General features: G+C 39.0%; 11 protein-coding genes. 9 read left to right on the top strand and 2 right to left on the bottom strand.

Going from position 1 to position 14,818, the window contains the following annotated elements; all coding sequences use genetic code 11:
* The first annotated feature begins 36 nt into the window (after nt 1–36).
* From ACE1CC_RS10765 to ACE1CC_RS10750, 4 genes are all read left to right on the top strand, one after another.
* Nucleotides 37–2,499 (top strand): TonB-dependent receptor domain-containing protein, encoded by a 2,463-nt coding sequence (locus ACE1CC_RS10765; protein ID WP_413270457.1) that lies wholly within the window; start codon nt 37–39, stop codon nt 2,497–2,499.
* Nucleotides 2,499–3,266 (top strand): ABC transporter ATP-binding protein, encoded by a 768-nt coding sequence (locus tag ACE1CC_RS10760; protein WP_413270456.1) that lies wholly within the window; start codon nt 2,499–2,501, stop codon nt 3,264–3,266. Before ACE1CC_RS10765 ends, ACE1CC_RS10760 begins: the two co-directional genes overlap by 1 nt.
* A 135-nt stretch (nt 3,267–3,401) precedes the next feature.
* Complete coding sequence (locus ACE1CC_RS10755; protein ID WP_413270455.1) at nt 3,402–4,352, top strand: ABC transporter substrate-binding protein; 951 nt, start codon at nt 3,402–3,404, stop codon at nt 4,350–4,352.
* Nucleotides 4,353–4,413: 61 nt separating this feature from the next.
* Nucleotides 4,414–6,417 carry an iron ABC transporter permease gene (locus ACE1CC_RS10750; protein WP_413270454.1) on the top strand — a complete coding sequence of 668 codons (2,004 nt, stop codon included), beginning with the start codon at nt 4,414–4,416 and terminating at the stop codon, nt 6,415–6,417.
* A gap of 73 nt (nt 6,418–6,490) precedes the next feature.
* Here ACE1CC_RS10750 and ACE1CC_RS10745 read toward each other — a convergent pair whose 3' ends face one another.
* Both ACE1CC_RS10745 and ACE1CC_RS10740 read right to left on the bottom strand, forming a co-directional pair.
* On the bottom strand, nt 6,491–6,889 hold the full coding sequence (locus ACE1CC_RS10745; protein WP_413270453.1) for an ExbD/TolR family protein: 399 nt from the start codon (nt 6,887–6,889) through the stop codon (nt 6,491–6,493).
* Nucleotides 6,876–7,526: a MotA/TolQ/ExbB proton channel family protein gene (locus tag ACE1CC_RS10740; protein ID WP_413270452.1), complete on the bottom strand. Its 651-nt coding sequence runs from the start codon at nt 7,524–7,526 to the stop codon at nt 6,876–6,878. Before ACE1CC_RS10740 ends, ACE1CC_RS10745 begins: the two co-directional genes overlap by 14 nt.
* Nucleotides 7,527–7,863: 337 nt before the next feature.
* On the opposite strand from ACE1CC_RS10740, the gene ACE1CC_RS10735 reads away from it, so the two are divergent.
* The 5 genes from ACE1CC_RS10735 to ACE1CC_RS10715 all read left to right on the top strand — a co-directional run.
* A complete protein-coding gene (locus ACE1CC_RS10735; protein WP_413270451.1) occupies nt 7,864–9,498 on the top strand; it encodes an energy transducer TonB in 1,635 nt (544 codons plus the stop codon).
* A gap of 5 nt (nt 9,499–9,503) precedes the next feature.
* Nucleotides 9,504–10,538 (top strand): MORN repeat-containing protein, encoded by a 1,035-nt coding sequence (locus ACE1CC_RS10730; RefSeq protein ID WP_413270450.1) that lies wholly within the window; start codon nt 9,504–9,506, stop codon nt 10,536–10,538.
* Nucleotides 10,539–10,873: 335 nt separating this feature from the next.
* Complete coding sequence (locus ACE1CC_RS10725) at nt 10,874–11,014, top strand: hypothetical protein (RefSeq protein ID WP_413270449.1); 141 nt, start codon at nt 10,874–10,876, stop codon at nt 11,012–11,014.
* 445 nt (nt 11,015–11,459) lie between these two features.
* Entirely contained in the window at nt 11,460–12,194 is a 735-nt protein-coding gene (locus tag ACE1CC_RS10720; protein ID WP_413270448.1) for a hypothetical protein, read from the top strand.
* A gap of 161 nt (nt 12,195–12,355) precedes the next feature.
* On the top strand, nt 12,356–14,818 hold a 2,463-nt coding region (locus tag ACE1CC_RS10715), incomplete at its 3' end, for a two-partner secretion domain-containing protein (RefSeq protein WP_413270447.1).

Genomic DNA, 14,818 nt, shown 5'->3' with positions numbered 1-14,818 from the left:
GAAATTTTTGTTACGCTGTGTGTGAGGAGAACAATTGTGAATTTTTGGTCTGGTTTTAGTTCTGTTTTTGTTGCAAGTACTGTTTCTTTAGTTAATGTTCAATCTGCTTTTGCTCAAGTTATCCAAATTACGGGAATTCAGATTAATCGAACTCCTAATGGTGTAGAAGCTATTTTACAAACAACTTCGGGACTTATACCTAATATTGAACCTGTTAGTGAGAATCAAAGTTTAATTTTTGATATTCCCAATGCTCAACTTAATTTACCGGAAAATACGCCTGCTGAGCAAATTAATCCAGTTCCAGGGATTCAGAGAATTTCGCTGACAACTCTCGATTCTAATACTGTTCGTTTAACAATAGTCGGGGAAACTAATACTCCAAAAGCTGAATATCAATTGACTCCTCAAGGTCTTGCTTTTAGCATTACTCCTGGTAAAGTTGCTAGTTTGGAACCGGAAGAAATTGAACTTGTTGTTACTGCAACTCGTACCGCAGAAAATATTAATAATGTCCCTCGTTCAATAACAGTTATTAATCGGGAACAACTCGAAATTCAAACTCGAATTACACCCGATCTTGGGACAACATTAAGTCAGTTAGTTCCTGGTTTAGCACCTTCTACTCAAAGTGCTAGTAACTTTGGACAATCACTGCGGGGACGCAATATTTTAGTAATTATTGATGGCGTTCCTCAGTCTACTAGTCGGAATGTTTTTCGGGATTTGAGGACGATCGATCCTTCAGTTATCGAAAGAATTGAAGTGTTGCGGGGACCTTCCGCAATTTACGGCGATGGCGCAACTGGTGGTATCGTTAATATTACGACTCGACGACCTAGCAAAGAACAATTAACCCTAAGAACTGAAGTAGGAACTAATGCTTCTTTAAGTCATTTTTCTGATAGTTTGGGTTATTTTGCTCAACAATCAGTTTCGGGAAATCAAGGACCGATCGATTATTTAGTTTCTGCTACCTTTTCGGGAACAGGAGGATATTTTGATGCTGGTGGTAATCGCATTCCTCCCGATCCTAATGGACAAGGTGGACTTGCTGATACTGATAATATGAATTTCCTCGGTAAAGTTGGTTGGCGACCGAGTGAAAATCAACGTTTAGAATTCAGTTTTAACTACTTTCAAGACACACAAAATACCGACTATACTACCGATCCTAGAGTAGATGATTTTCCCAATCGTCGCCGTGCGCGTGCTTTACGAGGATTAGATTTAGATGAACAACAAGCTACTAGAAATGCTCAAGTTAATCTGCAATATCGCCATGATGATCTTTTAGGTAGTAAGTTACAAGCTCAAGCTTATTATCGTAACTATTTCACTCGCTTTTTCCCCTTTGATGCGCGAGATTTTGCAGGGTTTGGTAACGATATTATACAATCTAGAATTGAATCGGATAAATTTGGCGCACGAGTGCAAGTTGATACTCCTTTATTTAATCAAGGTGCAGCTAGATTATTGTGGGGTGCAGATTATTTTTTTGAAGATACTGTGCAACCAGTTTCTACTTTTGATGAATCAGAATTCGACGCTAGTAATGGGTTAAGATATCGCAAGCGCGGAAACCGAATTTGGGCACCTCCGATCGAATTAAGCAGCTTAGGATTATTTGCTCAATTTAACTGGAATATTAACGATCGCGTTATCCTAAACGGTGGTCTTCGTTACGAAACCGCAGGGATAAATGTTGATGATTACACCACCTTAAGCGGTAACAATATTAGAGGCGGAAATCTCGACTATAACGAACTACTGTTTAACGCCGGAATTGTTTACTTTGTCATCCCTGAAGTTAACGTCTTTTTCAACTTTTCCCAAGGGTTTTCCCTTGCTGATGTAGGTCGAGTTTTGCGAAGTGCTTCCGCAAATTTATCTGTCAGAGATATTAACCCCGAACCGCAAAAAGTCAACAATTTTGAATTAGGTGTTCGCGGACAATGGCGCAACATTCAAGCATCTGTATCTGGGTTTTATAATCAATCAGATTTAGGTTCTACCTTTGATGCTGACTTAAATGTAATTCGTGCTCCTGAATATGTCTATGGGATTGAAGCAACCATTGATACTAAATTAAGCGATCGCTTAACATTAGGAGGAAGTTTAAGTTGGTTAGAAGGAAGGATTGATATTGGCGACGATGGCGATTATACTGACCTCGACGGTTTTCGGATTCCGCCACTAAAACTTACCGCTTATGTGCAACACCAAACAACTTCTCGCTGGACTAATCGCTTACAAGTTCTTTATTCTGGAGGTCGTAATCCTGAAGGAGATGGTTATGGTTTAGAAGAAGTAAATAGCTACTTTACCGCTGATTATCTTAGCATCATTAAAGTAGGGCCGGGAACACTAACTTTTGGGATACAAAACTTATTTAATACCCAGTATTTCCCAATAGTTTCGCAAATTCAAGGAATCAATTCTAGTAATGCTGCGGCACAAGGAACAACTATCAGTGTAAGATATAGTTTTACTTGGTAATGGAAATTGAAGCGCACGATTTAAAGATAACTTATGGCGATCGAGTAATCGTTCCCAACCTTTCTTTCACTTTAACACCGGGAAAGGTAACAGCTTTAATCGGTCCAAATGGTTCAGGAAAAAGTACTGTTTTACGAACTTTAGCCCGGTTGTTATCACCTTCCCAAGGAATTGTTTACTTAAATAGCCGTAACATCGCCCAATTATCCACGCGAGAAATTGCGAAACAACTCGCTATGTTACCCCAATCACCTGATATTCCCGAAGGTGTAACAGTGTGGGAATTAATTGGATTTGGGCGTTATCCTCACCAAGGATTATTTAGCGGTTTCTCGAAAGTCGATTTTGAAGCGATGCGTTGGGCGTTAGAAGTTACAGGTTTAGAACCTTTAGCAAAAAGGGTAGTGGATACACTTTCTGGGGGAGAACGTCAACGGGCGTGGATTGCGTTAGCTTTAGCGCAAAAAACCCAAATATTATTATTAGATGAACCTACCACTTTTTTAGATATTCGCCATCAGTTAGAAGTGTTATCTTTAGTGCGTTCTTTGAATCGTCACGAGGGAATTACTGTAGGATGGGTATTACACGATCTGAACCAAGCAGCTAGTTATAGCGATCGCCTAATCTTCTTCAACCAAGGTCAAATAATTGCTTCTGGATCTCCAGCAGAAGTGATGACTCCAGAAATTGTTCGAGAAGTATTTGGTGTGGAAATGACAATAATCTGTCATCCCGTTAATGGCCTACCAATTTGTTTATTTTGAATAGGGGTTATGGACTGAAAAATATTTACAATCTTATCTGTGTTCATCTGTGTTTATCTGTGGACATCTCTGGTAAAAAAAACCTTGTATCCCCACCAACAACTTACAAAAACATCTGCGTTCTAAAATTTTTTTTTGAACCACGAAGACACGAAAGACAGGAAAGAAGAAGAAGAGGTTTTTATGAATTTAAGTCGGAGAAAGTTACTTATTACCACAGCAGCAACAGCTGTTAGTGTTGCTTGTTCTCAACAAAAATCTTCAGTTAATCAAGTTGCTAAAACTAACGATTTACGGGTTGTGGCTTTAGAGTGGACTTATGTGGAAAACTTGCTAGCTTTAGGTATTCAACCTGTCGGTGTGGCTGATATTGCTGGATATAAAAAATATGTAAATATTGCGCCTCAACTTGCGCCAAATGTTCAAGATGTGGGAACGCGACAAGAACCTAGTTTGGAAGCGATCGCACAATTACAACCTAATCTAATCCTCGGTTTAGAACTCCGCCACGAACCAATTTTAAAAACTTTGTTTTCTATAGGAAAAACGCTTTTGTTTAATCCATACATTGACCCCAAAACAGGGAATCAATTTGAGGAAATGCAGCAAACTTTTCGCCAAATCGCCCAAGCTTGCGATCGAGTTAGTCGAGGTGAAATTGTACTCAAAAATCTGCAAAACAGTTTAACAGAATCAGCAGCAAAAATCAAAGATGCAAATTTAACAGAGAATACTTTTATTCTCGGTCAATTTGTCCCGGAACTTCGTTTGTTTACCCAAAATGCTTTAGCAGTACAAGTTTTGGAAAAGATAGGATTAAAAAATGCTTGGAATGAGAAATTAGATCGATTTGGCTTTAATACTATCGGTTTGGAAAGTTTACTTCCTTTGGGAAAGTCTCACTTCCTTTATATTGCTGAAAATAATCAAGTTCCTCAACAAGGTTTTGCAAGTAATCCTGTTTGGAAAAGGTTGGAGTTTGTTAAGGATAATCGTTTATACTCTTTGGGAGAAGATACTTGGGTTTTTGGTGGGCCATTATCTGCTAAAATTTTGGCGGAAAAGGTTGTTAAAAGTTTAGTTTAAAATGCAGTTTTTGGGTTTTTGGTGTGGATGTTAAGGTTTTTTTTACCACAGATAAACACAAATGAAGAGGTTAATTGTTTTAGTTGGTAGTTTACTGTTATTGGTGTTATTGCTGTTACTGCATATTTGCCAAGGACAAACGGAAGTTGGTTTTTTTACTGTGGTTCCTAGTTTGTTTTTTGGCAATACTCCAGAAGCAGATGTTATTCGATTTGTACGTCTTCCTCGTGGTTTAATAGCAGTAATTGCAGGAAGTGCTTTAGGTGTTAGTGGTGCATTATTACAAACAATTACTCGTAACTCTCTTGCTTCACCTACTACTTTGGGAATTAATGCTGGGGCTTATTTTGCTCTGACGCTTAGTGCAATAATTTTACCTGGAAAGTTATCACCCATTATAGTTGCTTTTACTGGCGGTTTAGTCACAGCTATTTTAGTTTATACGATCGCAGGTGCAACCCAAATTAATCCCCTACGTCTCACTTTATCTGGGATTGCTGTTTCTCTCGCCGTTTCTGCTTTTACCGCTGCTTTACAACTATTATTTGAAAATGAAACTACTGGTTTATTCTTTTGGGGTGCAGGTTCTCTTTCCCAAGTTAATTGGAATAGTAATATTTATGCAGCACCAAAAGTTATTTTCGCTCTGATTTTTGCACTTTGGATCGCAAAGGCTTTAGATATATTATTACTTGGCGAAGATGTGGCGCGATCGCTAGGACAAAAAATTCAACAAACTCGTTTACTAACTACTCTTACTGCTGTGTTTCTCGCCGCTATTTCTGTTAGCGTTGTCGGTTCTATTGGATTTGTTGGTTTAGTCGCCCCTCATCTCGTTCGTTTGTTAGGATATCGTCGTCACATTTTACTAATTCCTGGTTCTGCTATTTGGGGTGCAATTATATTAGTAGGTGCGGATATTGTCGCCCAAACTTTAACAACTAATCTCAGCGAACTTCCCACAGGTAGCATTACCGCTTTAATTGGCGCACCGTTTTTAATTATTTTAGCTCCTTCCAGCCAGCAAACTAGTAAAAATCGCCCATCAAATCAGTTTTCTCACCCTTCTCATTTTCTCCCTTTTCCTTTACTATTTACTGGTTTAAGTATCGCTTTGTGCATCTTTCTATTTATTGGTTTATCTTGGGGAAATCTTTCTCTTAACTTTGGAGAAATTGTTAATACTTTAATTGGTGGAGGAAATGCGCTTTCTCAAAGAGTAATTTGGCAGTTACGTTTACCTCGGTTATTAGTAGGGATGTTAGCTGGTGCATCTTTGGGAGTTAGCGGTTTACTCTTGCAAGGTGTGGTGCGAAACTCTTTAGCAGGACCCGAAATAGTTGGTATTACTTCCGGTGCAGGTTTAGGGGCATTATTAATGTTAGTAATTTTCCCCGAAGCGCCTGTGGAAATGATTCCTTTAGCAGCATTTAGTGGAGCTATAGCAGCATTTGGAACAGTTTATCTCTTTGCGTGGCAAAATGGGATTTCTCCCACTCGCTTGGCGCTTGTAGGTGTGGCTATATCGGCTTTTTGTGCTGCCGGAATTAACATTTTAGTCGTGTTTTCTAAACTGCGAGTTGCCCAAGCTTTAGTTTGGTTGTCAGGAAGTACTTACGCCCGTTCTTGGGAAGAATTGGGGAGATTAATAATTTTCCCTTTAATTTTGTTGCCTTTAGCTGCAATAGTGGCGCGTTGGTTAGATTTAATGGCGTTGGGTGAAGATTTACCCCGCAGTTTAGGTTTATCTTTGCAGAAAGCGCGAGGTGTGGCAATTGCGATCGCCGTTGCCCTAGCAGCAGCAGCTGTTTCAACTGTTGGTACAGTCAGTTTTGTTGGTTTAATTGCACCTCATACCGCTCGTTTATTAATTGGTTATCATCACCGTCAATTAGTTCCCATCACTGCACTTTTAGGTGCAATTTTAGTTACATTAGCAGATACTATTGGTCGAGTTATACTTGCTCCTAAAGAAATACCTTCCGGTTTAATTACAGCAATGATTGGAACACCCTATTTTCTTTGGTTATTATTAACCCAAAATTTTAAATTTAAACGCAGATGAACTCAGATATTTGATGTAATTATTCCTGTAATGAGTGCATTTTTACACTCTCATGCGAGGCTCCTTTAATCAATTATTTTTGAGTGGCGATCGCTAATTTAGCTCCTTTTACCCGACGTAATCGATCCATTACTTCTACTACACGACCATGAGCGACAACTTTATCTGCATTTAAAATTACCAAGGCTTCAGTGTTAGGAGCAATCTTAGTTTTTACTTCAGCTTCTAACTTTTCTAACTCTATTGGTTGACGATTCAGAGCGATCGCACCATCGGGTAAAATCGATACGTTAATTTGTTCCGTCTTTTGTGTTTGTGCTGTGGAAGCTTGGGGTAAATTTACAGGCAACCCTTCTGAACGAGTTAAGGACAAAGAGGAAACAATGAAATAAGCCAAGATAGAAAATATCACGTCTATCATTGGCGTAATATTAATTTCCGCACGATTTTCTGATTCTTCAGGTAGACGCATAAGTTTGTTTTCCTTGTTCGTAATGACGACGATATAACAATTCTAATTGACCACCATATTCTTGGATCAGTGCCAATTGTCTTAAGTAAAAACTGCGAAATGTATTAGCAAACATTAAGGTGGCAATTGCTACTACTAATCCCATAACTGTGGAAATTAACGCTTCACTAATTCCACCAGTTACACCACTAGCTTGAGTTCCTGCTACATCACCAAGCCTTAGGGAAGAAAAAGCTGTCATTAAGCCTAAAACTGTTCCTAATAAACCTAATAAAGGAGAGAGCGCAATAATGGTTTCAAAAACATTATTAAATCGTTTGAATGTCGGGATTTCTGCCTGTGCAGCACTTTCCAAAGCTAAGCGAAACTCTTCTGGATTAGGATTATCTAACTCTAAAGCTTCTAGGAAAATTCGAGCCATCGGTAAATCAGCATTTTGCTGGAGTAATTTGATTGCTGTACTGGGCTTTAGCGGATACAGTTTCAACGCCTCTCGCACAATTCGGCTCTGACGACGATGCACCTTGAACCAAAATAAACAGCGTTCGATAATAAATGCGATCGCAACTATCGAAAATCCTAACAAAGGCCAAGCGACTATACCGCCAGCTAAGAAATACTCAACTGCTGCTTTCATACTTTTTTCTTCAACTTTTGCTCAGGAGTATTGTACCGGATAATTTAAAAATATTTCTAATAAGAATCTTAGCTAAAAAGTAAAAAATTGCAATAGTCAACTTTGATTTAAAGATTTACCAGAGTTTTACAGGGAAGTAATAAGGCTTAAATGCTTATAAATCAGGGTTTTGAGCAACTTTTAAGCTCAGAGCAACTGGGATTGACATTTGCACATAATCGTTTTAACTTATCTGGGTAAGTGAAAATTATTTTCAATTATTGGGTGACAGAGCGATCGCACAAAGCGCCAGTTTGTCGCCCTGGACTAATGTGCATTTTGGGAAGAAGTTTAGGGGATGAGCATTTCCAGCTTTTGTTTAGAACAACGAGAGAAAGAGAAAGCAGCACTTAAAAGCATTCTGGCTTTTAGCATTGCAGGCTCAGCAGCATTGCATCTAGTTTTAGCTTTCGGGTTTGCCCTATTGGTAAAAGAACCATCTTTGGTAGATAATGCAATTGAGATAGTAGTTTTGGATGCACCAGAACCGGAAATTAAACAGCCAGAACTAGAAACGCCAAAACCAACCCCACAACCAGTAGTTACGCCGACACCAGAAAAACTAGTTAGTACACCCACACCAGAATCAATTGTCACACCCACACCAGAACCAATTGTCAGACCAAAAATAGACACTGCACGAACAAAAGTAGAAGCACCAAAACCTTTAGAAATACCTAAAGAACCAAAAGAAATAAATGAACCAATAAAAACTCCTACCCCAGCAGAACCGGAAAAAGTTGCAGAAAGATTAGCTCCGCCAAGAATTGCGGAAAACCCTAAAGAAGAACTACAAAAACCTGACCCTCAACCCACAAAACCGGAAACAGAAACACCTAACACTTCCCAACCTTTGCCAACTCCTTTAGCAAATGCTAGGAATTTTAAAGAGCAGTTAGTGGAGTCGCAACCTGTGGAAAATGAAACAAGTACAGAGGAAACACCAAATTTACCAGGAGGATTAACAGCAAATCAACAACCAGCTGTAAATAGTTCCACAATTACCAGTCAACCTATAGAATCATCTAGAGGAGTAAATCGGGAATTCCGCGATCGAATTGCTGCTACCAATAACTCAACAACTGGCGCAAATCCGGGTGATGATGCTTCTTTTACTAATCCAGTAACACCAGAAGAAGTGACAAGAAATCGAGAAAATTCTGCTAATAAACCAACAGCAACCAGTCAACCTTTACAAAGTTCTTCAAGCAGAAATCGGGTATTTAGAAATATTTTTGCTAATCCCAATAATTCTCCAACAACTACTAATCCAGCCGATGATATTTCCGCTGCTTCTCCGGGAGTTCCCAGAGAAGTAACAGCAGATAATCAACGCCCAAGCAATCGACCTGTAGGCGGAAGTAAACCGTTACAAAGTGCTACTAATAACCGAGGATTTCGAGACAGTTTTAGTAACAACAATAATACTTCTACCAGTAGAACTAATAGTAATATTTCGCCGACTGTTCCTGGAACTTCTACAGGAGTTGCAGTTAATCGACCACCAGCTAGAAGAAATACTAGACAAGAAGGGGAAAATATAGGCGGAAATCGCCAGACAGCGAGAAGAAGTGGAAGAGGTGGAGGATTGCGTTGTGTTAGCGAATGTAATCCTGAGTATCCTTCAGATTTGGAGAATGTGGAAGGTAGACCAGTAATTCAATTTGTAGTTAAAGCAGATGGTAGCACAGCCGAGCCGCAATTAGTTGAATCTAGTGGTAATAACAAATTAGATGAAGTAGCTGTGGAAGCGGTGCGAAAAATGAGATTTGCGCCTGCAGATGAAGGAAGTAGAACCGTAAAATTAGCAATTAATTTTGCTACAAGCGGTTCTGATTTTGAGCGCCAAGCGCGTGAACGTCGAGAAGAAAATAAGCGTCAACGGCGAGAAAGAGAACGTCAACGTCAGGAAGATTTAGATAGAGAAAATTAGAATTTATGCTGAAATTTGAAATTGGATTATTCACTGTTTCTGCTGTACTTGCTTATCCTTTAGTTATGCAAGCAGCTATAATTGATTTACCTAATGGTGGTCGTTGTGAGGGAGAAGTCACTAACGGTCAATTGAATGGAAAAAGTGTTTGTCAGTATGGGAATGGCGATCGCTACGAAGGCACTTTCGTCAACGGGAAAAAAGAGGGCAATGGAGCTTATACCTTTGCTGATAAAAGCCGTTATACGGGAGAATTTAAAGACAATCAAATTAATGGGAAAGGAGTTTGGGAATATCCAGATGGCGATCGCTACGAAGGCGAATTTAGCAACGGTCAACTAAATGGTACAGGCGTTTATATTACATCTGGCGGAGGTCGTTACGAAGGTCAATTTAAAGATGGTACACCTAACGGTAAAGGAACTTACATTTTCGCCAATGGTAACAAATGTTCGGGAAACGTTACTAATGGTCAAATTAGCGGTACTGGCAATTGTATTTATACCAATGGCAACCGTTATCAAGGTGAGTTAAGTAATAATCAACCCAGCGGTAAAGGCGTTTATACTTTTGCAGATGGTGGTAGCTATAAAGGAGAATTTAAAAACGGACAGTTTAATGGTATAGGAGTAAGAGAATATCCGAATGGAAATCGTTATGAAGGGAGTTTTCGTAATGGTAAACCGGAAGGACAAGGAAGTTTTACGATCGTTAAAGAAGGTACTTATAAGGGAGAATTTAAAGATGGACAGTTTCATGGTAAAGGCGTGTTTACTTTTGCGAATAAAAACCGTTATGAGGGTGATTTTCAGCAAGGAAAATTTCATGGTACGGGAATTTATGTGTTTGCCAATGGCGATCGGTGTGAAGGAGAATTTAGTGCAGGTAATTTAAATGGTAAAGCTATCTGTAAATACGCCAATGGTGATAGTTACGATGGAGAGTTTCGTAACGGAGATAAACACGGAAAAGGGGTTTATATTTATGCTGATGGAACAAGGTTACAAGGTAATTGGCAGGAGGGTAAGTTTCAGAATTAGAATATGACAGAAACTTCACTTACTAAGTAGTCGGATAAAAGTAAACAATACTATATGAACTTTTGTAAAAGTTTTGTAATTATTGACAGCAGGCTGATTGAGCATCTTCATAAAAGTTAAGACAGTTTACATTATTTATGTCCGACTACTTACAGCAAGAATTAGAGGTGCTAATTCAGCAGCAACAAGCTTTGCAAAGTCCCTAAAAATAGAAGGCGATTTGGTGGAAAAAAGTTTGCTGTAAAATCTGTACTTGGTAATTACTCATATAAAGCAATTAATAATAAAACGTTTGCTTAAGAGGTGGCGCTGGTAGCGATTTACTATTAAGTGAATTGGAAAACGATAAAATTTCACTTACGTCTAAGCAAATAGGTTCAGAAGCGATCGCGCCCCACCCACAAGCTTTCCAAGGATGCGCGATCGCTCTCCTTTCCCTCACTTCCCGTCAGTCGCTCGTACTTTACATTTTGTAACTTTAGTGAGTGAAAATCAAATTAGACTTTTTCCAGCTACCACTGAGCTTTTGAGGTACTTAGCATCTATTTTGTACTATCGGTTGACTTTATAACTTAAGTGAGTTAATGTAGTTTACAAGTTCAAATCAAGCCAACAGATATAACAAAGCTGTGAAGTGAGGAGCGATCGCCGCCATCCTCTATTTCGCTGCCAAAATCTAATTTCTCACTAATTCAACTTTGATTTGAGGAAATAGTTGTATGAATACCATAAAGAAATTATCAATGGCTACAGTTGGAGTAGCATTAATTGGGCTGGGAACATCTGGTACTGCACAGGCAGGGATACTCGGAGGGCAGCTTTTCTCGACATGGGGAGACGTAGAAGTAAAGATTCTGCCATCCACAGCTGCATATAATGTTTTTGTTTTAGAATCAATTCCATTTGGAGGATACAATTTAAATGAAATTTACCAAGGCATTTATTATTCTAACTGGAACCGCTTTAGTTACACTAAAAACTACCAATGCTGCCCAAGCTGCTAGATTTGGAAGAGTAGAATTTCCTAATGGAGTCCTTTCTTTTGCTGATGTAGTAATTTCATACAATCCATCTATTAATAATGGAAGTCCTATTGCAAGTGCAAGAAATCCCAACAAAGCTCTAGGCGCACCAGACAGCGGATTGATAGATTTTGGATGCGATGTTTCCTTGGGAGTTGGAGGCAGTTTAACTCTCAAGTTCACTAATAATTTCTTGTCGGGAAGCGGTAACAGAACTGCTGATTTATGGATTTTTGAAACAGGTTTGGATAAAGAAGCTACATTTGTAGATATTAGTAAAGATGGCTTGACATGGTATAGCCTTGGTAAAGTTTCCGGCGGAACTCAAGGTATTGATATAGATGCCTTTGGATGGGGGAAAAATGATTTATTTTCCTATGTGCGCTTAACTGACGATCCCAATCAAGGAAATAGAACTGGGACTAAATTCCCAATTGGTAAAATAGACCCTTTTTTAGGTGCTGACATAGATGCAGTTGGCGCTATCTGGTATCCTCAATCACAAAATTCCAACCCTCAAACTGTCCCAGAACCGACTTCAGTCGTAGGATTAATAGTTTTGAGTGTGTTTACTACTCTGTCACAATTATTACTGAAAAACAAAGCAACCAAACAGACGTTACAAAAACTTTAATCAAAAGTTTTCTCAAAAAGTAAAGAATTATCAAAATCATGGTAGTGAGTCAGGCAATTAGGTGTAACATATCTCTGTTTACAGTTCTCGACTTGGTTAAATTTCAATTAATGGTTGCTCTGAGTCACTCCAAATGGGAAAACTAAACCAGGCTATGAAAAATGAAACAGAGTGCTTCTTACCAAATCTGCTTTTTTAGCTGTCTAGCTATTTTGGGAATATTTACAAATACTCCAATTACAGCACAAATAATTCCCGATCGGACATTACCAAGTAATTCTATTGTGACTCCTCAAGGAAATAGCTATCTCATTGAGGGAGGAACTAGGTCTGGTAACAATTTGTTTCATAGCTTTCAAGAGTTTTCCATACCTACTAAAACCAATGCCCATTTCAATAACGCTTTAGAAATTCAAAATATTTTTAGCAGAATTACAGGAAACTCCATTTCTAATATTGATGGGTTGATTAAAACTAACGGTACAGCTAATCTGTTTTTAATTAATCCAAATGGAATTATTTTTGGCCCGAATGCACAGTTGAATATTGGTGGTTCATTTTTTGTCAGCACAGCTAATAGTATTAAATTTGCTGATGGTACAGAATTTAGCGCAACAGCGCCTCAAAGTAACCCTTTATTAATTGTCAGTGTTCCCATTGGGTTACAATTTGGGTCAACGCCAGGAAAAATTATCGTACAAAACCCAAATCAAAGTTTTAACATCAATCCAGAGCAAAGAAATATAGACCGTACACAATTTGAAGGATTTCTAGCAGTACCCCCTGAATTGATAGTTAATGAAGCGCTGATTAGGATTGAAAATGTAGTTAGAGCGCTCATAGAATCTTTTCAAGGTTTGCAGGTAAACTCAGGTAGAACTCTAGCATTAATCGGTGGAGACGTAACAATCGAAGGTGGCATTCTTATTACTAAAGGTAATTTACTAGCGCCTGGAGGTAGGATTGAGCTAGGTAGTGTTGCAGGTAATAGTAGCATTAGCCTTATGCCTGTAATTAATGGTTATACAATGGGGTATGAGGGTGCAAATAGTTTCGGGGAAATTAATCTATCTCGACAGTCTTTTATTAATGTTAGTGGTTCTGGCGGTGGGGATATTCAAATAAAGGCCGATCGCGTTACTTTATCTGATAGCAGCGCTATTTTTGCCACCACATTGGGAAATCAAGATGGAGGTACAATTTCTATTCAAGCACGGCAATTAAATATTGTCGGCAACTCGATTCTTGGTGCTGTGACAGTGGCACCAGGAAAAAGCGAAACCCTGAACATTGTAACGGGCAAATTAACAATCCAAAACGGTTTTATTGGTTCTCTCTCGCTTCGCAATCCTTCATTAGTTCGTAACCCTTTATTGCGAGGTTTAGCTCCGGTTCCTGGCGATGCAGGTGATATAAATATTCAAGCTACAAATTCTATCAATTTGATTGGAACATTGTTTCAGGGTCAGCTGCCCAGTGGCATTTTTGCCGCGACTGGTGATGCCGGAAAAGGCGGTAACTTAGCGATCGCTACTAGGGAATTAGTAGTTAGAGATGGAGCACAAATCGCTGTCACAACAGGTGGTACAGGTAAAGCAGGATCGATTCAAATTAATGCTGCTGAATCAATAAAAGTAATAGCAGATTCAGCAGATGGGTTGTTACGCAGCGGTATATTTGCTTCTAGTTTTGGTAGCGGCGATGCAGGGAGTTTGAACTTATACACCAGGTCATTAACAGTTCAAAATGGAGCAGCTATTTCAGCTGCTACACGCACCGGAACTGGAGGAAGTGTAACGATCCATGCTGTAGATTTATTAGAAATAGCAGGTACTACTACCAAACCTTTAATTCCAAATTCAACGCTTTTTGCTAGTGATGTGTCTGCCAATACTTTGGGTACAGGTAGGGCTGGAGATGTATCTGTGCGAACAAGACGATTAATTGTTCGGGATGGTGCTAGGTTAACAGCAGCTACTTTGAATCTAGGAACTGGGCCAGCAGGTGATTTAAATGTCGCAGCCAATTTTATTGAGTTAAAAAACGGCACAATTACCGCAGAAACAAAATCTGGAAATTTCGGAAATATTACAATTAATAGTAATAATTTACAAATGAAAGATAATAGCCAAATTACCACTAATGCTAGTGGAACAGGCGGCAATATCATTATTAATAGTAATGTAATAGCAGCCTTGGAAAATAGCGATATTACAGCAAATTCGATCGACAGCCAAGGAGGTCAAGTTAGCATTAAAGCGCAAGGAATTTTTGGCGCACAAGTAAGAAGAGAACCAACATTAACCACTAGTGATATCACAGCGAGTTCTCAATTAGGGCCGCAATTTGATGGAGTTGTAAATATTCAAACTCCTGATGTCGATCCTACTCAAGGATTGTTGAGTAGTCCACAAATTGTCAATCCTCCCCGGATTACTACTGGATGTCAAGCTGTCAGTACGGAAGCATCTAATTTTATTATTACTGGAACAGGTGGTGTACCGCCTAACCCAGCGCAACCCCTTACCAGCGAGGCAATTTGGGTAGATGCACGTTCCAGTTCTGTTAACAATTATCGATCGCAAAATGAACTACAAAAAACTGAAATTGTGGAGGCGCAAGGT

The organism is Floridaenema aerugineum BLCC-F46 (genome assembly GCF_041929345.1).
In the GTDB taxonomy this organism is placed as follows: domain Bacteria; phylum Cyanobacteriota; class Cyanobacteriia; order Cyanobacteriales; family Aerosakkonemataceae; genus Floridanema; species Floridanema aerugineum.
This window is presented reverse-complemented; position numbering and strand designations above follow the sequence as displayed.